Below are 18,517 nucleotides of genomic sequence, written 5' to 3'. Positions count from 1 at the left end.
AGTGCGCATAAACAGAATGCTCAAGGCGATGAAGAGCTCTGTTCCGGAGGAAGAGAACCTTCCTCGAATGGGCCGATATCTACAACGTGATTATACTTCTCTGAAAAAACATCGTGTCCCCCTGTGAGACGAACTTCTTTTTTTCGTAAGCTTCAAGAGTGCTTCTAAGAAAAGCATCGTGCCTTCCTTGTAGAAGAAAAGAAGTGAGTCCGAACCCTTTCTCTTCGTAAAGTAACTTGAATTACTTCTAAGAACAACTCCATGAATAACCTTCCCGTAGAAGAGAAAGGGTGAGCCAGGGCGTTGCCAGGCAGGGCACGCTCCGCAGGAAATAGGAGAGACGGACTACGCTACATAATAGGAGCGCGCTAGAAGGAGCAGCATCTAATGAAGCTGATAATTTAACCAGAGTCTTCTTTGCGACGACCTTGTTGCAAATAAAGTGATAAAAGAAAAGCTTACTAATTCCTGAGTGTGCGGGTGTATGGTGGTTGAAAAAAGATATATAATTAAAGATAATACCGCAATTTATTCCTGTGAGTATTTTTGATGGATAATGCGCGATAGGGAGCGAGTATTTAATGAAAAGATGGCAAATTTTTTTACTAAGTTGGGTAATGGCAGGAATCATAGGAGTACTAGGAGCAGTTATAGCTCTTAACCTAGAAACATTAACCACTGTTCAGTTAATCCTATTAATGATTGTAATGGGAGTTGGGGTTGGAGGAGGGTTGGGGTTAATATTAAAAAAGTTAAATAACTAATGAATAATATAATAATCAAAGCAAGAAAGCAAGAGGATAGGAAAGGTGTCCCAGATTCTCTTTGAACATTTGAGGTTGAAGCATGAATCTGTTTCTTATGTCGCTTGGACTAAATTAATTTCTTCACCCATAGCTAAAAATTAATATATACCACCTACCCGTTATAGACGCATCCTTTTAGTTTTAGGAGCGTCTCTTTTTGTATTGGATTATGTAGTAACTAGATAGTGAGTAATCTAAATTACAGAATGTAAAGTGTTAAAAATATACAGGAGGAAAGAGTAAGTTGTAGAATGATAGAAACAAGTAAGAGGGACGAGTATGTCTATACAATTAAAAGAGAATTGTTTGCACCCTATTGATGGGCAATGTGTTATTAAAATACATAGAAAGGATGATCCCATGTCCGACCGATTAATCAGACTCATTCGTATCATTAATCTTATTCAATCAAGCCCTGGCATCAAATCAAAAGAGCTAGCCGAGAGGTGTGAAACGACTGAGAGAACTATTTATCGAGACTTGGAAATGCTAAGTGCTGCGCGTGTTCCTATTATGAGCGATGGGTATGGGAAGGGGAATCAGTTTGTAGGGAATTTTTCTCTCTATCCTCTAGATTGGACGGAAGAAGAGGCTGTTGCATTTGGTATGATGCCGAAAATCCTTGATCCTATTAACCACCTCATTCCACCAGACTTTTACTCCGCCTATGAAAAAGTAATGGCTACACACCAAAAAGAGAAAAGCGACATGCAAGATGTTCTTCAGAAAATGGTCTCAATCATTCAAATGGGGACTCCTGCTTTCCAAGAGGAGCAGTCCAACTTCCTCTCACCGGTCATTCAAGCTATTATGAATTCAAAATCGTGCCAGGCACCTATCGATTAGCAAAATCAAATTATATTGTGAAAAGTGCTGTTGTCCATGCGAATGGATTAGAACGACTGTTGAAGCTAAGTAAAGTGAAAGAGTAGGCTGCTTTCTAAAGCTCCTTATATCGTGTTTTAGTTAAGAGCAAGTAGGTTGGGGAGAAGGAAAATCTATTGAGTAAGGTAAGTAAAAATGAAATACCCTTTACTATATAGTAAAAGGTATTTCACGATAACAGGCATTAGTTTTTTTGAGTTAAGTCTTTCGTGGAGACATATTGTCTACAAGATTTTCTTTCCGCTATCTTAGTATCGACAATAAGTTTCATTTTTTTGTCAGTGCCACCTTCCATCAATTCAATAATTCTATCAACTGCTAATGAAGCCATCTTTTCTTTAAAAACATGGACAGAAGTTAGCTCTGGAGTTAGGATTTGGCCTTCTTGAATATCATCAAAACCAACTACAGATATTTCATCGGGAACTTTAATCCCCACCTCTGTTAAACTCTTAATAAAACTAATAGCTAGATAATCTGATTCACAAATTACAGCTGTTGGAAGATCGTTACGTCTTTTCATTATTTCCTCTTTAAATTCCTCTTGAGATGTTAAAACTGTTGGAGCCATTGATAAATAATCTTTATCTAAAGCTGATAAATTGCTTTCCTCTAATGCTTGTAGAAACCCCTTTTTTCTCAGGTCAAAGTTTTGAATTCGAACGTTTGACTGAATATATCCAATCCGTTTATGCCCCAATTCAATTAAGTGATTTGTCGCTTGATAGGCACCGAGAACACTATTCATATTAATAAAATCTACATTTAATGTTTCAAAACAAGTATCAAGTACAACAATGTTAGGTTGATGCGAAGCAATAAATTCTATCTGTTCTTTCTTTAAGTCTGTTCCTAATAATAGTATTCCGTTACAACCATTTTCACTACTGATTATTTTAATTTCATCTTGTAAATTATCTAAGTTAATGGAAGAGAACATGAGTGAATAGCCTTTTGGAAACAAAATATCTCTAATATGTTTGATTAATTCAGTAAAAAATGGGAGTGATTCATACTGTTCTATTACGATCCCTGGATTGGTACATGCTACAAAGTGGACTACCTTCTTGTTTGTTTGAATTGGCTGATTAATTGGCATAAGGGATTTCTGAACATAGCCTTCTTCTTCTACAATTTTTAATATTTTAGCTCTTTTTTCTTGACTGATCCCTGGTTTGTTGTTCAGAGCTAATGATACTGCAGAGATAGAAACATTTGCTAGCTTCGCGATATCTTTAATTTTCATAAAATCCAACCTTTCTAGTTTCACTTTATTATATAGTATGAAATAGGTTTTTATCCAAATAGCAAAAAAAGTGAAATTTATAGTTTGTGTAATTAATTATAACACGAACATAAAATTTTTTAGTTAATTAAAATAAAAAACAACTAAAAAATTTTCGGTTTTAGTATTGACTGAGAACAAAATGTGATTTACTATTTAGGAGAAGATTCAGAAATTTAAAAAATGGCTAAGTTTTGCTACAAGGCATTTTACTTGAACATATAAAAAATAATCTTATATTCAGGATGAATAAATTTTTTTTGGAATATCATTAAAAAAATTTAGTTTGGCATGAATATATTATTTTAATTACATACAAAGTCATATGCGGATTAGCTTTGGTCTAAAATTTAATCCATATTATGAAAGCGCTTCATAATTGTGTTTGGTTTTATGTGATATTTAGATATTTGGAAGGGGGATTTTCCCAGCTTCTTAAATATAAAAAAATTTAGTCAATAGGGGGATGAAAGATGAGAAGATTTTTGGTTTCAATTTCTGTACTAATGTTAGCCATCACTTTATGGGGGTGCCAATCTGGCAATGAAGCATCTACAGAAGTAAGTGACGAAACAAATAGTGAGGGAGCAAGTGGGGAAATTAATATCGCTTGGATTGGGAAAACATTGAATAACCCATGGTGGATTTCGGTTGCTGATTTTGCTAAGAGAGAAGCAGCGAATCTAGGAGTAAACTTAGAAATCTCTCTTCCACAAGAAGAAGTAGATCTTGAAAACCAAGTTGCAACTGTTGAGCAAGCGATTCAAAAAGGTTCTGATGCAATCGTTATTTCCGCTACTAGCTCTGATGGGATAATTCCTGCTATTGAAAAAGCCCGTGAAGCAGGAATTAAAATTGTAAACTTCGATACGAGAATAAGCGACCCAAGTATGTATGATGCCTATGTTGGAGCGGATGATGTGGAAGGTGCTTATAAAGCAGGGAAATATATTGCAGAACAATTAGGGGGCAAAGGCCAAGTTGGATTGATTACAGGGCTATTAGCTCAATCTACTGGGGTTGACCGAAAAGAAGGGTTTTTAAAAGCGATGGCTGAATACCCAGACATTGAAGTGGTGGCTGAAGCTAGTGCAGATTGGCGTTCAGATTTAGCGGCAGATGTTACGACAAATATGTTAACGGCAAATCCAGAAATTGATGCGATTTTTGCTAGTAATGATCAAATGGCTGTAGGGATGGTAAATGCAGCTCAAAATGCTGGAAAAGCGGAAGATCTCATTTTAGTTGGATATGATGGTATTTTAGATGCTGTAAATCTAGTTCTTGATGGATCCTTAGATGCTTTTGTAGCTCTACCTAACATAGATGAAGGTGTAATGGGACCTAGAATTGCAACGGCATTGGTTCTAAATGAAAATTATAAATTTGAAAGAGAATTGATTTACCCAACAACACTTGTAACAAGCGAATTAGTCGAAGGTCTAACGGATCAAACAATTTACGAGTATGCAGCAGAAAGATTCCCATTAATAGGAATTACAGATAAAGGCTATTAATATTCACCAGTTGTAGATAAAGGGCTTTATGTAAGCCCTTTATCTACAATAATGATTTACGAGGAGGTAGAGTATGGGGGCTAACGAACAGACACCTTTATTGGAGTTTAAAAATATTTTAAAGCAATATCCAGGAGTGAAAGCTGTCGATAATGTCTCTTTTTCCGTTAACAAAGGAGAAGTAGTTGCCTTAATGGGCATTAATGGAGCTGGAAAATCGACGTTAGTGAAAATTTTAAGTGGTGCAGAAACTAGAGATGGAGGTGATATTTTCATTGATGGAAAACCTCTTCCAAGCAAATATACTCCAAATGAAGCAAAAAAATATGGTGTAGGAATTATCTATCAAGAATTAAGTGTTCTATCTGAATTGACGGTAGGCGAAAATATTTATTTAACCAATGAACCACTTCTAACTAAATTTCCTCGTTTCATTGATTATAAAAAACTATATAAAGATTCAAACAAACAGCTAGCAAAATTAGAAGCTAAATATATTGATGTGAAAGAAAAGGTTGGGAGATTAGCATTACCTGAAAAACAAATGGTTGAAATTGCAAAAGCATTGGCGGTTGATTGCAAAATTTTAATAATGGATGAACCAACAACTTCTCTTACGTCAGAGGAAACGAGTCGATTGTTTGACGTGATAAATTCTCTAAAACAACATGGTGTTTCCATTATCTATATATCTCACAGGATGGATGAAATTTTCGAAGTTTGTGATAAGGCAGTTGTAATGAGAGATGGAAAATTCATTGAACAATTAAATATAAATGAAATAACAAAAAATCAATTAGTCGAGTCTATGACAGGTAAGGTTTTTCAAAAGAAAACAAGAGATATAGACGTTTCAGTAAAAATAGATAACAGGATGAAGCTTTTTGAAGCGAAAAAAATTACGGATAGCCAATTTATAAAGGATGTCTCTTTCCATGTATATGAGAACGAAGTGTTAGGAATCGGTGGATTGATTGGCTCTAAAAGAACGGAACTGGCACGGATGATATTTGGTGCAGATCAAGGGATTCAAGGTGAGATATTTTTAGAAGGTAAGAACATTCAGGTACGTAACCCAGCTCATGCCATTGAACAAGGGATAGGGTATCTAAGTGAAAATAGAAAAGAGGATGGCTTGAATTTAGGGAGGTCGATTCAGGAGAATATCATACTAACTGATATGAAACCAGTTAGTAAAACGATGGTGATGAATAAGAAGAAAATAACTGATGTGTTTAGTAAATATGCCAGTAATATGGGGATTAAAGGAAACGCCGATACACTTGTCGGTAACTTGAGTGGAGGGAATCAGCAGAAAGTAGCGATTGCTAAATGGCTTCATGCAGGGTGTAAGTTAATTATCTTTGATGAGCCTACTAGGGGAGTTGACGTAGCTGCAAAAGTAGAAATTTATAAAATGATTAAAGAGTTTGCTAGAAACGGAAACGGAGCCATTGTTATTTCTTCAGAGGTTGAAGAGCTTGTCGATGTGTGTGATCGAGTGTTGATCATGTCAAAAGGGGAGATAACAAATGAGTTACAAACGAACGAAATTAGTCATGATAATATTTTAAGTCGAATTACTTCGAAGGGAAGGTAGACGAAATGGAATTACAATTAACTGAAAATCAATCACTTGGCTTTAAATTGAAAAAGCAGTTATTAGGTGGATTAGGGACATTTGTTGGACTTTTTATTCTATTAACGATCTTTTCAATGTTGTCACCTGTTTTCTTTACGGCAGGAAATTTACAGAATATTTTAATACAATCTGCAACGAATGCCATCATAGCTGCAGGGATGACATTTGTCATCATTGCAGGTCAAATTGATTTATCAGTTGGGTCGACGTTAGCTCTTACATCGATTGTTAGTGCAGAAGTAATGCTAAGTACCGGAAGTTTGTTTCTTGGAATTGTGGTTGCGTTAATTCTTGGAACTCTTTTAGGAGCGTTTAATGGTTTTTTCGTTGCTTTTATGGGGTTACCGGCCTTTATTGTTACGTTAGCTACAATGTGGCTATTTCGGGGAACGGCCTATGTCATTTCAGAAGGTCAGGCAATTGTAGGTTTACCTGAAGGGTTACGAGTCCTCTCTTCTGGAAGTTTCTTATTTATTCCAAATATTGTATGGCTCATGTTACTCACTTATTTTGTTTGTTACATTGTGTTAACTAGGTTAACGGTTGGTCGTAAAATTTATGCCACTGGTGATAATGAAGAATCTGCGAGACTTTCAGGGATCAATGTAAAAATGGTCCAAATATTGGTCTTTTCCATTTCGGGTTTTCTCACATCGGTAGGTGCAATTGTTTTAATGGCGAGGTTAAACTCAGCCCAACCGGTTGCGGGGACAACATTTGAGCTTATGGCGATAGCAGCAACAGTTATTGGAGGAACGAGTCTCACAAAAGGTGGAGTAGGTGGAATATTAGGAACCTTAATTGGAGCTGTTTTTATCGCTTCCTTATTAAATGGATTAGTTATTCTCAACGTATCAGCATTCTGGCAGCAAGTAATTATGGGTATTGTTATTTTATTCGCTGTAGGAATTGATAAATATAGAAAAAAATTAACAAGCTAATGTATTTTATATTTTGCCAATATTCAAAATTTTAACTTAGATTGAGAGGGATTTTCATGAGTGAGATTTTACAACTAAAAAGAAAAGCGACGGAAATACGAATGGAGCTTTTAAAGATGATTTATGAGTCTGGAGCTGGACATACAGGTGGGTCACTATCAATTACTGATATTTTAACGGTTCTCTACTATAAAATTATGAACATTGATCCAACAAATCCAACGTGGGAACATCGTGATCGCTACGTTCAGAGTAAAGGGCATGCCGTTGAATCGTATTGGGCAATATTGGCGGATAAAGGGTTCTTTCAAAAGGAAGAACTAAAGACTTTTTCTCAATATAACTCAAGATTAATTGGCCACCCAAATAACAAAGTTCCAGGTGTGGAAATGAATACTGGTGCTTTAGGTCATGGGTTGTCGATATCAGTTGGAATGGCATTGGCTGCTAAGATGGATGGAAAGTCTTATAAAGTGTATACGTTGATGGGAGACGGCGAACAAGCGGAAGGTTCGGTATGGGAAGGAGCAATGGCAGCTTCTCAATACAAGCTTGATAATTTAGTAGCGATTATTGATCGTAACAATTTGCAAATTACTGGAAATACAGAAGATGTAATGAGCATTGAGCCGTTAGGTAGTAAATGGAGAAGTTTCGGCTGGGAAGTAGTCGAAGTGGATGGAAATGATATAGAGCAATTAGTTCATACGTTCTCAAAACTACCGCAAACAGTTGGGAAGCCGACAATGGTGATTGCTAATACAGTAAAGGGGAAAGGAATTTCCATTGCTGAAAATCAAGTTGGATGGCATCATCGCGTTCCTACAAAAGAAGAGTATGAATTAGCAGTGGAAGAGCTCTCTCAACAATTGGAGGTATTAGTATGAGAAATATTCTGTTAAAACCAGCTGCTGGAAACAAAATTGCTAATAGAAAAGCAATTAGTGATACGTTATTACAATTAGGAAAAAAGGATAAAGATATTATTGTTCTCACAAGTGACTCGAGGGGATCAGCTTCGATGGTGCAATTTGGTGAGGAATTGCCTGATCAAATTGTCGAAGTAGGAATAGCAGAACAAAACATCGTTGGAATTGCAGCTGGCTTAGCCCATTCGGGAAAGAAATCATTTGTAGCATCTCCGGCTTGTTTCTTAAGTATGAGAAGCATTGAGCAAATTAAGGTTGATGTTGCGTATTCTCGTACAAATGTAAAACTGATTGGAATCAGTGGAGGGGTAAGTTACGGTGCGCTTGGAATGTCCCATCACTCGTTACAAGACTTAGCTGTTACTCGTGCGATACCTGGATTAGATGTCATGATGCCAGCTGATCGTCATGAAGCAAAGAAAATGATTGAAGCATTAGTCCATTATGATAAGGCGGTTTATGTAAGGATTGGTCGTAATCCAGTTGAAGATTGCTATGTATCAGAGGAGTACGATTTTGAGATAGGAAAAGCGGTTACAATGAGAGCGGGGAAAGATTTAACGATTATTGCAAGTGGCGAGACTGTTCGAGTTGCCTTGGATGCAGCAGAAACATTAGAGCAGGAGGGAATTGATTGTCGAGTGATCAATATGCATACGATTAAACCGCTTGATGAGGAAGCTATCGTAAAAGCAGCACAAGAAACTGGACACATCATTACAGTTGAAGAGCATAGTATCCATGGTGGTCTAGGATCAGCTGTAGCCGAAGTAGTGTCACAAGCTCATCCGATTCCTTTGAAAATATTGGGGATCCCCGATGAGCCAGCTATTACTGGAAAAACAGCAGAAGTGTTTCAGTATTATGGGTTAAGCACGGAGAATATCAAGCGCATCGCTATTGACATGTTAATGAAACAATGAGGTGACGTGATGAGCAAAGATTACATTCTCGCCATAGATCAAAGTACGTCTGGAACGAAAGTGAAACTGGTCAATAAAAAAGGTGAAATCATCACAAAAAAAGTGAAAGAGCATCAACAATATTATCCGGAGGCCGGATGGTGCGAGCATGATCCAATCGAAATCTATCAAAATGTTAAGAGCTTACTAGGCGAGTTAGTAGAGTCAAAAGGGATTGACATCAATACCATCAATGTACTTTCCATTACGAATCAACGTGAAACGATTGTCGTATGGGATAAAACAACAGGATTACCTGTATATAATGCAATTGTTTGGCAGTGCCGGAGAACCGCCGATGATTGTAAAGAGTTAAAAGACCAAGGATTTGAGCAGCTAGTCAATGAAAAAACAGGTTTAACGTTAGATCCTTATTTTTCAGCAACAAAGGTGAAGTGGATCCTTGACCATGTTGAAGGGGCAAGGGCAAAGGCTGAAAAGGGTGAGCTTCTACTTGGTACGGTGGATAGCTGGTTAATATGGAAGCTCACGAATGGGAGTGTCCATGCGACTGATTATACGAATGCAAGTCGGACATTGCTATTTAATATTTATGATTTAACGTGGGATTACGAACTTCTTGAGATATTTGGCATTCCTTTCACAATGCTACCTGAAGTAAAGTTTTCAAATGAAATATTTGGGTACACAGAAGATCTTACTGATCTAGTACTCCCCATTAGTGGTATTATCGGTGATTCTCATGGTGCATTGTTAGGTCAGATGTGTTTTGAGGAAGGAATGATCAAAGCGACTTACGGTACTGGTTCTTCGCTAATGATGAACACAGGGAAAAAACCAATCAAATCCACCGAAGGACTAATGACCACCATTGCATATGCTTTTGATGGAACGGTTCATTACGCCTTAGAGGGAATTATCCATAGCACAGGGGACACGTTAAAGTGGGTAAAAGATAACTTAGGTTTATTTGATAGCTTTGAGGAAGCTGAAAAGATGGCAATTTCGATTAAAGACAATGACGGTGTATACATTATTCCGGCGTTTTTAGGTCTAGGTGCCCCATATTGGAATCCGTTTATAAAAGCATCTATTTCTGGTATCACACGTCGCACCAATAAATGTCATATTGTTAGAGCGGGAATGGAAAGCATTGTTTACCAAATAAAAGATGTGATTGAGCTTATGCATAATGAGGCGAAAATAAAGCTCAAAGAACTGAGGGTAGACGGTGGTCCGACGAAAAATGAATTCTTGATGCAATTTCAGGCAGATATTTTAGGGTTAACAGTAGTGAAAACAAATGTCGCTGAACTTTCCTCAATGGGGGCGGTTTACTTAGCAGGAATAGGGACAGGGTTTTGGGATTCAATCGATGTTGTCAGAAATCTCAATTATTCTCAAATTTCATACTCAACAAAAATGGATGAAACGTTAAGTGCGAAATATTACTCTGAGTGGCAATCCACGATTCATTCAATAATTGAAAGTCTGCCAAACAAAGCAAATCATAATTTAGTTACGAAATAGTTTTATACATTAAAAATATAAATTTACCGGAGGTCCTACTATGACAAATACTATGAAAGCAATTGTAGCGCATGCACCATATGATTATCGCCTAGAAGAACGGCCGATACCAAAAGCTGGAAGAGGAGAAGTTGTTGTAAAAGTAATAGCGTGTGGTGTTTGTGCGAGTGATATTAAATGTTTTAAAGGGGCAGGAATGTACTGGGGAGATGAATTCAATCCTCAATGGGTAAAAGGACCTGTCATCCCAGGACATGAGTTCTTTGGAGAAGTAGTAGAATTAGGGGAAGGTGCAGCGGAGAAATACAATCTCGAAATAGGGGACTTGGCAATTGCTGAACAAATATTACCTTGTGAAAAATGCCGCTACTGTAAGCGAGGAGAATATTGGATGTGTGAAGTTCATGACATGTTTGGCTTCCAAAAGGAAATTGCAGAAGGCGGTATGGCCGAATACATGAAATATCCAAGCAATGCAAGAGTTCACAAAATCCCTAAGAGTTTATCTCTAGAAGCAGCATCGATGATTGAGCCATTAGCTTGTGCGATTCATACGGTCCAAAGAGGGAAAATTGAACTTGATGATACGGTTGTCATTGCAGGAGCAGGTCCTTTAGGGTTATTTATGATTCAAATTGCGCATTTGAAAACACCAAAAAAACTAATTGTATTAGATATGAAGAACGATCGATTGGAACTTGCAAAAAAATATGGAGCAGATATCGTTATTAATCCGGGTGAAACAGATGCCTTGCAGCAAATTCAAGATTTGACAGATGGATACGGATGTGATGTGTATATCGAGACATCAGGCCATCCGTCTGCTGTTACTCAAGGGTTAAAAATGATTCGTAAACTTGGAAGATTTGTAGAGTTTAGTGTGTTTGGAGAAGCAACGACTGCTGACTGGAGTGTTATTGGTGATCGAAAAGAACTTGATGTATTAGGTGCACATATAAGCCCGTATACATATCCAATTGCTATTGATTTGCTAGAACGTGGCTTAGTAGATGCTCAAAAAATTGTCACTCATCACTATCAGCTAGAAGATTTTGAAGAAGCTTTTAACATATCTGCAAACGGTCAAGATTCAATAAAAGTAGTATTAAAGCCATAATGATAGAAGGGTGGGACTTCTAGCTTTGAAAAATGCTAGAGGTCTTATTTATATTTACATCTTGGTTTTTCGAAGAGTGAGTAATCTAAATTACAGAATAGAAAATGTTAAAAATATACAGGAGGACAGAGTAAGTTGTAGAATGATAGAAACAAGTAAGAGGGACGAGTATGTCTATTCAATTAAAAGAGAATTGTTTGCACCCTATTGATGGGCAATGTGTTATTAAAATACATAGAAAGGATGATCCCATGTCCGACCGATTAATCAGACTCATTCGTATCATTAATCTTATTCAATCAAGCCCTGGCATCAAATCAAAAGAGCTAGCCGAGAGGTGTGAAACGACTGAGAGAACCATTTATCGAGACTTGGAAATGCTAAGTGCTGCGCGTGTTCCTATTATGAGCGATGGGTATGGGAAGGGGAATCGGTTTGTAGGGAATTTTTCTCTCTATCCTCTAGATTGGACGGAAGAAGAGGCTGTTGCATTTGGTATGATGCCGAAAATCCTTGATCCTATTAACCACCTCATTCCACCAGACTTTTACTCTGCCTATGAAAAGGTAATGGCTACTCACCAAAAAGAGAAAAGCGACATGCAAGATGTTCTTCAGAAAATGGTCTCAATCATTCAAATGGGGACTCCTGCTTTCCAAGAGGAGCAGTCCAACTTCCTCTCACCGGTCATTCAAGCTATTATGAATTCAAAATCTATTAAGGTCGTCTATCACACACAAAGTCGAGATGTAACGACAGAACGATTGCTTGACCCTTATTATTTAATTCCGCGTGATCATCGATTTTATTTGATAGCATTCTGTCATGAGAAAAAGGGGATTCGTACATTTCGTTTAAGCAGAATGCTTGAAGTGAATGAAACAGATCAATCATTTGAAAAGAAAGATTTTAATGTGAAAGAATACTTTCAACATACTTGGTCAATTATTCAAGGAACGGACAAGATTCATTTTAAAGTGCTATTTAGCTCGAACGTTGCTCGTTATGTAAAGGAAGAGGAACTATTTGTAACACCAAAGTTAACCGAGAGAAGTGATGGAAGCTTGCTATTTGAAGTTAACCTTAATCATGACCGGGAGTTTTTACAATGGATTATGCAGTACGGAACGGATGCGGAAATTCTTGAACCTGTTCATTACCGAGAAAAAATGAAGCAAGTGTTAACAGACTGGCTGAAAATTTATCAATGAAACATTTGTTCGCTGACAATATGCTGTCATTTCCTCTTGATATCCTATGAATGTAAATCACATTCAAAGGGGGAATACAAAAATGAAAAAAGCAAGTGCGTTTTTGATGTCAGTGGTAGCTGCTACAGTTGTGATTACTGGTTGTGGAGAAGAAGCTACGGTTGAAAGGGTTGATGATGAAACTCAAGCAAGTGAACAGTCAGAAACAGAAGTCAATTGGATGGAAGAAAAGAGTGATTTAACAGATCAAGAACAAATGATTAAGAGTTTTGTTGAACAGTTTTATACAACTGATATGGAGGCTCGTGACAAGGCTATTGAAGACTATATTCATCCAGACGTCCAACCGCTGTTTCATCTCATAAGTGGTTTTACAGAAGAATCAGAGATTACAACGGTTGATGCAAATCAGTTTGCCATTATTGAGTCAATGGAACATGAAGAAGATGGAGAAGTAGGAGTCATTACGTTGGCAAGACTTCAAGATGACGCTGGTAAAATTGAGGAAATGGTATTCTTTATCTATGAAGAAAAACTAGGCTGGATTTTTAGTCCGCTCGTTGAAGATGAAGATATGCGCGAATCGTATGATGAACTACGAACGCTGTTATCAGCAGACATCCCTCCCAAAGAATTGTTAGCCACACTTGAAGAAGTGAACAATAAAGAAAACGAAGAGGACTCTTCAGAAGAAGAAACGAATGAAGTGGGTACACGTAACAACCCACTTACAATTGGAGAACGTGTATCCTTGGAGTACCGAGATCTTTTTTATGGAAATGTGCAGGTAGAAATGGAGATGCTAGAGGTTATTAGTGGAGATGAAGCTTGGGAGCTTGTTCAAAAAGGCAATCCATTTAATGATGAACCAGGTGACAATCAAGAATACGTGTTAGCGAAGTTTTATGTAAAGGTACATGAAGTTGAGGAAGAACCGTTTGATTTGAATCATGCACAATTTGATGCAGTCAGTGCAGCAGGGAATTCGTACGATGACTTTGTTTCTGTCTCGGGGCTAGAGCCGGACTTATGGAATGAGATGTATGAAGGAGCAGAACGTGAGGGGTATACGTATTTCCTTGTTGATAAAGACGATGACAACCCACTTGCAGCGTTTAAACGCCGAAGTGATGCAGAAGTTTGGTTTAAGTTGCGATAGATTTGAAGAAGTCAGTTGAGCTGTTTTAGTTTAGCTGGCTTCATTATTAATAAGTAAGAAATCAATATTGAATCGAGGAGTTAAACTATGAATATATTTTCCGCACTATCACAAGGAAAAGGTCGATTAAATGAAGAAAATATGTCGGCAATCTTAGCTTATTTGCTAAATCCAAGAGAATCCCACGGGTTAGGGGATACTGTTTTGAAAGAATTTCTCCTTTTATTGGATTCTACTGGTGAGCTTGGGTTAGCTAATGAAGCTTGGGATGAAGTTGACGTCAGATTAGAAGAATCATATGAGCTAAGCAATGGATCTGTTCGAACTATTGATATTCGGGTTAGTTTATTTAAGAAAGAATTAGTGAGCTTGGAAGATGAGTATGTAGAGAAGTATCGAATTTGTATAGAAAACAAAATCAACCCTCGCGCTGCGCAAGATGAACAGTTTTTGAATGAGTTTCAAGGGATTGAATTAGATGTTGATTCAGATGGAACTTTGATTGTTATGGTGTTTTTAACTCCATTTGTTAACAGCTCTAAGCTGCAAGCTGAATATAACAATTTGGATGAAGAAACACTTGGAAAACACAAAAAAGCTTGGAAGTACTGGACAAGATCTAATGAAGAAATGGATATGGTAACAATCTCAGATATGCTGAGAAATGTTCTGCGTCTGGAACATGAAGCTCGTATTAACCCAATAAGTGAGTATATGCGACATACGTTAAAAGCGCTGATTGTTCACATAGATGAAACGATTAATATAACAGTAAAAGAGCGAGGCCGCTCATTGGCTGGTGATGTAATACAAACAGTTGAGGGTGAACTCGATGGTGTTGGTTTTACAATTAAGAGAATGAGTACGGGGAGCATTTTGATTATAGATAGCGATGGGGAAGAAGTAGCTAATACAAAAGGGATGCTCAGAGAAATTATTAAAGATAAAGGATTGGCGATTGAACTTGAGAGAGCAAATGGCAAACAGAAAAACACCAGAACGCTAGGGCGACAAGTAATTCAAATGCTTCTTAAGAAATAATATCGGAGGCGAGTTTCAATAAGTTGCTCTAATGTAAGAGAAAAACATAAGTTAGAGTTCCTTATTAAATACGATAGAATGTAAGTCCAACTCTGTAAAAAGTAAAACTTGTTTTTTATGGTAGAATGATAATAGTTCTAACAAAAAATAACAGGTGGTACATTCACATGCAAAAGCAATCCATTTTTACATTTGTACAACAATTTTCAAAAGACTTATCAGAGCTTGCTCATCGAATAGAAAATCATTTATTTGATCAGCCTCATGCAGCTATGATGCAAGCTCGACTGTATAGTGAAGAGTTAGTAAAGATGATCAGTGAACAAGAAGGACTTGAGGAAGTCTTTCCACTAAAGCACTATGAAAGGATTCATAAATTACATCGCCAAAACGCAATAGATGAGGAAATCTATTCGAAATTAGAATTAATTAGAAAAAAAGGTAATAAAGCTACACACGAAATTAAAGAAGCGGATATCATTGATGTCTTACAAGTTCATAAGTTTTTATTTGAAATTAGTATTTGGTACATGCAAGTATATGTTAAGTATGACTTTGAAGCGCCTCGTTATCAACTTCCAAAAATGTCCTCAGATTCTGCAATTGATCCTAAGGAACTGGAAAGTTTGATTAAGCCGTATTTAGAGCAAACTCTAGCTAAGATAGACAATATACAAGCGTTTTTTGAACAAAAGATTGATAGTTTAAACAATGAAACAAACAAAGGAAATAACCAGCAAACGTTTTCTGAATCTAATGACGCCAAAGACGTAGACATTGAGCTGATTCAAAAAACGGAAAGAATTAATAATGTCTTTAAAGAGAATCACTTTACTTCAGATCACACGTCAAGTAAAGCAACCGAATTTGTTCATAGTTCTAATAAAGAAATCATCTATTTGCTTCCGAATAAGAAAGAGATTACTATCGTTATGAATCCAGAGACGATAAAGGACAATTTTAAAAGTATAGGGGAGGAGCGTTATAGTACTGGGTTTAGGAAGTTCCCGAAACAAATAAATAAAGGGAAAACGCCTATTAATTATGGCTATTCCTTTAAATTTATAGTAGAAGATGAACTAGATGTTTTTTTAAAGGAAGTACTTGCTGCTACTTAACTTGGATTCATATTAGTATTGTTGGAGGTAAATATGGGGAAATACTTTGTTCCATCAAAAGGCATAAGTTCATGGAAAGAATTATTAGTAGATCCTGATAATCAGTGGAAACCAAGTTATTCTGCATACGAACTAGCAAATTGTTGGGAAGAAGCTGAAAATCTGCCATCTTGCGTGGAAAAGGTTTTTAAGGAGAGTAATCTCCCTCTTTTTCAAAACGTGAACATATTATATGGATTCCCTGAATACAAGGTTTCTTTACCAGGTGGAGGGGCAAACTCTCAAAACGATCTCTACCTTCTCGCTAAAGCGGATGGGGAATTAATGACAATCATGGTAGAAGCGAAGGTCTCTGAAACTTTTGGTGAAAAAGTTTCAGTCTGGAAAGGTGAAAATCCTAGTGAAGGAAAAAGAAAAAGACTAAGGTACTTAGTGGATTTGTTAAATCTTCAAGAAGACGAGACAAAGAATATAAGATATCAATTGCTTCATCGAACAGCCTCGGCAATAAAAGAAGCAAAAAAAGTGAATGCGAAAAACGCTCTGATGCTCGTCCATTCTTTTAGTGAGGAAGGAAAATGGTTTAATGACTATGCTGAATTTGTTGAATTGTTTAATTTGGTATGTGAGAAGGATACCGTTGTTGGTCCAGTAGTAGTAAGTGGAGTTAATCTTTATTTCAGTTGGGTTGCAGACGAAAGAGTTGTTACTAAGAAATCAAAAGAGTATTTTTATAGCTTGTTTAAAACAGAGAAAGCGAGAATGTTAGCAAAAGAAATTGATGATTATCTTTATAAAATGAGTCCATATAGAGATGAAGTTGAGGACTATCATCAACGATATAAAAATGGGGTTCGTACCGATTGCATAGGTTATGTAAGCAAGAAAGGCTCATACAAATTCGCAACAATAACTTCAGCAAGGAAGGTTTGCTTTGTCCTTCATTTAGGAAAAAAACTTCACACAGAAACAGCGAAAAAAATGCAAAAGAAAATAGATGAAATGCTTGGTCAAGTGTATGAAAAATCTGACCCGGTGAGGTTAACTCCTGGTGAATTGTATATAAGGTTAGAGTGGGTTGATCATTTAGATCAGATAACTAGTTTTATAGACGAAGCGTATAAATTGAGGTTGCAGAAGTGATAACTTCAATGTACATAATTTGAGCGGGATGGTTTATGTAGAGTATTAGAGGAATTTTTATATTTTCAGGCGTTGCTCTTATAAACTAGTGTTGCAGAGGAGGGTGCAAGCATGTTCAACAAAATCTTTCTTTCTAGAACTCCATGCTATGGGGACTGTCCTGTATTTGATGTGGAAGTTGATCATGATGGTACTGTTAAATGGCGTGGGGAAATGTATGTTGCTTGTTTAGGTGAAATAGAGTTTAAAATTCCCAATAATAAAATTAAAAAGTTAGAGGCATTATTGGAAGAGTTCAATTTTCGCTCATTCACCTATCCAGAACCGGATATGTTTGCGACAGATCAGTCTTCCTGTGTTACACGTGTCATCTTCCAAGATGGGTTTGATAAGGAAGTCAATCACTATTTAGGGGAGGATACAACATATTTATTAGGGGAGAAACATTCGCTTCACAATCTTAAAAAATTTGAAAATAAGATTGAACAAATTATTGGGTTACGAAAATATATTAAACACCCTCCATTATACTTTTTCCATTTAAAATCCGAGGATTATGAATGTATCGTATCTGCCCCCAATCAAAAAGAAGCAATTAGTTTGGCAGAAAACGAATATAAGGATACGAACTGGGATGCGAAAAAGATTGGTAAGGACATAACGGGAAAAATAAACCCTTATGTTGTGATGGATAAAAAGTACAAGTGAATCTTAGGGAGTATCTAAATGAACTAATTAAGGGTCAGACCGATGATAAATTTACCGAGAAAGTATGATCTGCTGCAATGTATTCATCTATAAAAACATCAAATTAAACTCTAATATTCTGCTACGAGTATTTTTCTATTTTCTTTATTATCGGCTGCAATTTAAGCCAGTGATCATTCATACGATTTTTTACTGCGTCGATATCATCTTGATCTTTTAATTTTTTTGGGGGGGAATCTCTGTAGCGTAAATTTGTGTATAGCGGCACAAATGATTGTTGCTATTCGTGTCGGGTTATGATAGATTATTAAATCTAGCCGCAAAAATTAATTCCAAAGTAACTATTGCGCAGAATTATTTATTGTGATATATTATTACTTGTCGCTACGAACGATTGATTGGTTCGTAACGAGTTGAGAAAATAACTTTTAAAAAGTTGTTGCGTAGAACAAAATGATATGTTAAGATAATAAATGTCGCTGATGAAACAGCGCATAAGAGTTCTTTGAAAACTGAACAAAAGCCAAGCGAAATAGAGATACATGATATCTCAGGGATTTTC

At 36.7% G+C, this 18,517-nt stretch carries 16 protein-coding genes; 15 read left to right on the top strand and 1 reads right to left on the bottom strand.

Going from position 1 to position 18,517, the window contains the following annotated elements; all coding sequences use genetic code 11:
• The first annotated feature begins 581 nt into the window (after nucleotides 1–581).
• Nucleotides 582–764 carry a hypothetical protein gene (locus MF646_RS22700; protein WP_250098769.1) on the top strand — a complete coding sequence of 61 codons (183 nt, stop codon included), beginning with the start codon at nucleotides 582–584 and terminating at the stop codon, nucleotides 762–764.
• A 321-nt stretch (nucleotides 765–1,085) separates the two neighbouring features.
• On the top strand, nucleotides 1,086–1,652 hold the full coding sequence (locus tag MF646_RS22695) for a helix-turn-helix transcriptional regulator (protein ID WP_250098768.1): 567 nt from the start codon (nucleotides 1,086–1,088) through the stop codon (nucleotides 1,650–1,652).
• A gap of 223 nt (nucleotides 1,653–1,875) precedes the next feature.
• Here the strand turns inward: MF646_RS22695 and MF646_RS22690 are convergent, their stop codons facing one another.
• A complete protein-coding gene (locus MF646_RS22690) occupies nucleotides 1,876–2,937 on the bottom strand; it encodes a LacI family DNA-binding transcriptional regulator (RefSeq protein ID WP_250098767.1) in 1,062 nt (353 codons plus the stop codon).
• A gap of 512 nt (nucleotides 2,938–3,449) precedes the next feature.
• Here MF646_RS22690 and MF646_RS22685 point away from each other — a divergent pair.
• The 13 genes from MF646_RS22685 to MF646_RS22625 all read left to right on the top strand — a co-directional run bounded on the left by MF646_RS22685 (nucleotide 3,450) and on the right by MF646_RS22625 (nucleotide 17,955).
• Nucleotides 3,450–4,493, top strand: coding sequence for a sugar ABC transporter substrate-binding protein (locus MF646_RS22685; RefSeq protein ID WP_250098766.1), 1,044 nt, complete (start codon nucleotides 3,450–3,452; stop codon nucleotides 4,491–4,493).
• A gap of 73 nt (nucleotides 4,494–4,566) precedes the next feature.
• Nucleotides 4,567–6,093 carry a sugar ABC transporter ATP-binding protein gene (locus MF646_RS22680; RefSeq protein WP_250098765.1) on the top strand — a complete coding sequence of 509 codons (1,527 nt, stop codon included), beginning with the start codon at nucleotides 4,567–4,569 and terminating at the stop codon, nucleotides 6,091–6,093.
• A 5-nt stretch (nucleotides 6,094–6,098) separates the two neighbouring features.
• Nucleotides 6,099–7,076 (top strand): ABC transporter permease, encoded by a 978-nt coding sequence (locus tag MF646_RS22675; protein ID WP_250098764.1) that lies wholly within the window; start codon nucleotides 6,099–6,101, stop codon nucleotides 7,074–7,076.
• Nucleotides 7,077–7,132: 56 nt separating this feature from the next.
• Nucleotides 7,133–7,963: a transketolase gene (locus MF646_RS22670; RefSeq protein WP_250098763.1), complete on the top strand. Its 831-nt coding sequence runs from the start codon at nucleotides 7,133–7,135 to the stop codon at nucleotides 7,961–7,963.
• Nucleotides 7,960–8,928 carry a transketolase family protein gene (locus MF646_RS22665; RefSeq protein WP_250098762.1) on the top strand — a complete coding sequence of 323 codons (969 nt, stop codon included), beginning with the start codon at nucleotides 7,960–7,962 and terminating at the stop codon, nucleotides 8,926–8,928. Before MF646_RS22670 ends, MF646_RS22665 begins: the two co-directional genes overlap by 4 nt.
• 9 nt (nucleotides 8,929–8,937) lie before the next feature.
• Nucleotides 8,938–10,458, top strand: a complete 1,521-nt coding sequence (gene glpK, locus MF646_RS22660; RefSeq protein ID WP_250098761.1) for a glycerol kinase GlpK — start codon at nucleotides 8,938–8,940, stop codon at nucleotides 10,456–10,458.
• A 40-nt stretch (nucleotides 10,459–10,498) separates the two neighbouring features.
• Nucleotides 10,499–11,575, top strand: a complete 1,077-nt coding sequence (locus MF646_RS22655; RefSeq protein WP_250098760.1) for a zinc-binding dehydrogenase — start codon at nucleotides 10,499–10,501, stop codon at nucleotides 11,573–11,575.
• Nucleotides 11,576–11,745: 170 nt separating this feature from the next.
• On the top strand, nucleotides 11,746–12,786 hold the full coding sequence (locus tag MF646_RS22650) for a helix-turn-helix transcriptional regulator (RefSeq protein ID WP_338035532.1): 1,041 nt from the start codon (nucleotides 11,746–11,748) through the stop codon (nucleotides 12,784–12,786).
• An 82-nt stretch (nucleotides 12,787–12,868) separates the two neighbouring features.
• Nucleotides 12,869–13,945: a DUF4352 domain-containing protein gene (locus tag MF646_RS22645; protein WP_250098759.1), complete on the top strand. Its 1,077-nt coding sequence runs from the start codon at nucleotides 12,869–12,871 to the stop codon at nucleotides 13,943–13,945.
• Between the two features lie 87 nt (nucleotides 13,946–14,032).
• On the top strand, nucleotides 14,033–14,986 hold the full coding sequence (locus MF646_RS22640) for a PD-(D/E)XK nuclease family protein (protein WP_250098758.1): 954 nt from the start codon (nucleotides 14,033–14,035) through the stop codon (nucleotides 14,984–14,986).
• A 167-nt stretch (nucleotides 14,987–15,153) separates the two neighbouring features.
• Nucleotides 15,154–16,104 carry a DUF4145 domain-containing protein gene (locus MF646_RS22635; protein ID WP_250098757.1) on the top strand — a complete coding sequence of 317 codons (951 nt, stop codon included), beginning with the start codon at nucleotides 15,154–15,156 and terminating at the stop codon, nucleotides 16,102–16,104.
• A gap of 33 nt (nucleotides 16,105–16,137) precedes the next feature.
• Nucleotides 16,138–17,247: a DUF6946 family protein gene (locus MF646_RS22630; protein WP_250098756.1), complete on the top strand. Its 1,110-nt coding sequence runs from the start codon at nucleotides 16,138–16,140 to the stop codon at nucleotides 17,245–17,247.
• Between the two features lie 111 nt (nucleotides 17,248–17,358).
• A complete protein-coding gene (locus MF646_RS22625) occupies nucleotides 17,359–17,955 on the top strand; it encodes a DUF6438 domain-containing protein (RefSeq protein WP_250098755.1) in 597 nt (198 codons plus the stop codon).
• Nucleotides 17,956–18,517: the final 562 nt, after the last annotated feature.

Source organism: Halalkalibacter alkaliphilus, from assembly GCF_023555415.1.
GTDB classification, from domain to species: domain Bacteria; phylum Bacillota; class Bacilli; order Bacillales; family Bacillaceae_D; genus Halalkalibacter; species Halalkalibacter alkaliphilus.
This window is presented reverse-complemented; position numbering and strand designations above follow the sequence as displayed.

Coding starts and splice junctions, on each gene's coding strand:
- MF646_RS22700 (WP_250098769.1), top strand. CDS start 582: ATGAAAAGATGGCAAATTTTTTTACTAAGTTGGGTAATGGCAGGAATC.
- MF646_RS22695 (WP_250098768.1), top strand. CDS start 1,086: ATGTCTATACAATTAAAAGAGAATTGTTTGCACCCTATTGATGGGCAA.
- MF646_RS22690 (WP_250098767.1), bottom strand. CDS start 2,937: ATGAAAATTAAAGATATCGCGAAGCTAGCAAATGTTTCTATCTCTGCA.
- MF646_RS22685 (WP_250098766.1), top strand. CDS start 3,450: ATGAGAAGATTTTTGGTTTCAATTTCTGTACTAATGTTAGCCATCACT.
- MF646_RS22680 (WP_250098765.1), top strand. CDS start 4,567: ATGGGGGCTAACGAACAGACACCTTTATTGGAGTTTAAAAATATTTTA.
- MF646_RS22675 (WP_250098764.1), top strand. CDS start 6,099: ATGGAATTACAATTAACTGAAAATCAATCACTTGGCTTTAAATTGAAA.
- MF646_RS22670 (WP_250098763.1), top strand. CDS start 7,133: ATGAGTGAGATTTTACAACTAAAAAGAAAAGCGACGGAAATACGAATG.
- MF646_RS22665 (WP_250098762.1), top strand. CDS start 7,960: ATGAGAAATATTCTGTTAAAACCAGCTGCTGGAAACAAAATTGCTAAT.
- glpK (WP_250098761.1), top strand. CDS start 8,938: ATGAGCAAAGATTACATTCTCGCCATAGATCAAAGTACGTCTGGAACG.
- MF646_RS22655 (WP_250098760.1), top strand. CDS start 10,499: ATGACAAATACTATGAAAGCAATTGTAGCGCATGCACCATATGATTAT.
- MF646_RS22650 (WP_338035532.1), top strand. CDS start 11,746: ATGTCTATTCAATTAAAAGAGAATTGTTTGCACCCTATTGATGGGCAA.
- MF646_RS22645 (WP_250098759.1), top strand. CDS start 12,869: ATGAAAAAAGCAAGTGCGTTTTTGATGTCAGTGGTAGCTGCTACAGTT.
- MF646_RS22640 (WP_250098758.1), top strand. CDS start 14,033: ATGAATATATTTTCCGCACTATCACAAGGAAAAGGTCGATTAAATGAA.
- MF646_RS22635 (WP_250098757.1), top strand. CDS start 15,154: ATGCAAAAGCAATCCATTTTTACATTTGTACAACAATTTTCAAAAGAC.
- MF646_RS22630 (WP_250098756.1), top strand. CDS start 16,138: ATGGGGAAATACTTTGTTCCATCAAAAGGCATAAGTTCATGGAAAGAA.
- MF646_RS22625 (WP_250098755.1), top strand. CDS start 17,359: ATGTTCAACAAAATCTTTCTTTCTAGAACTCCATGCTATGGGGACTGT.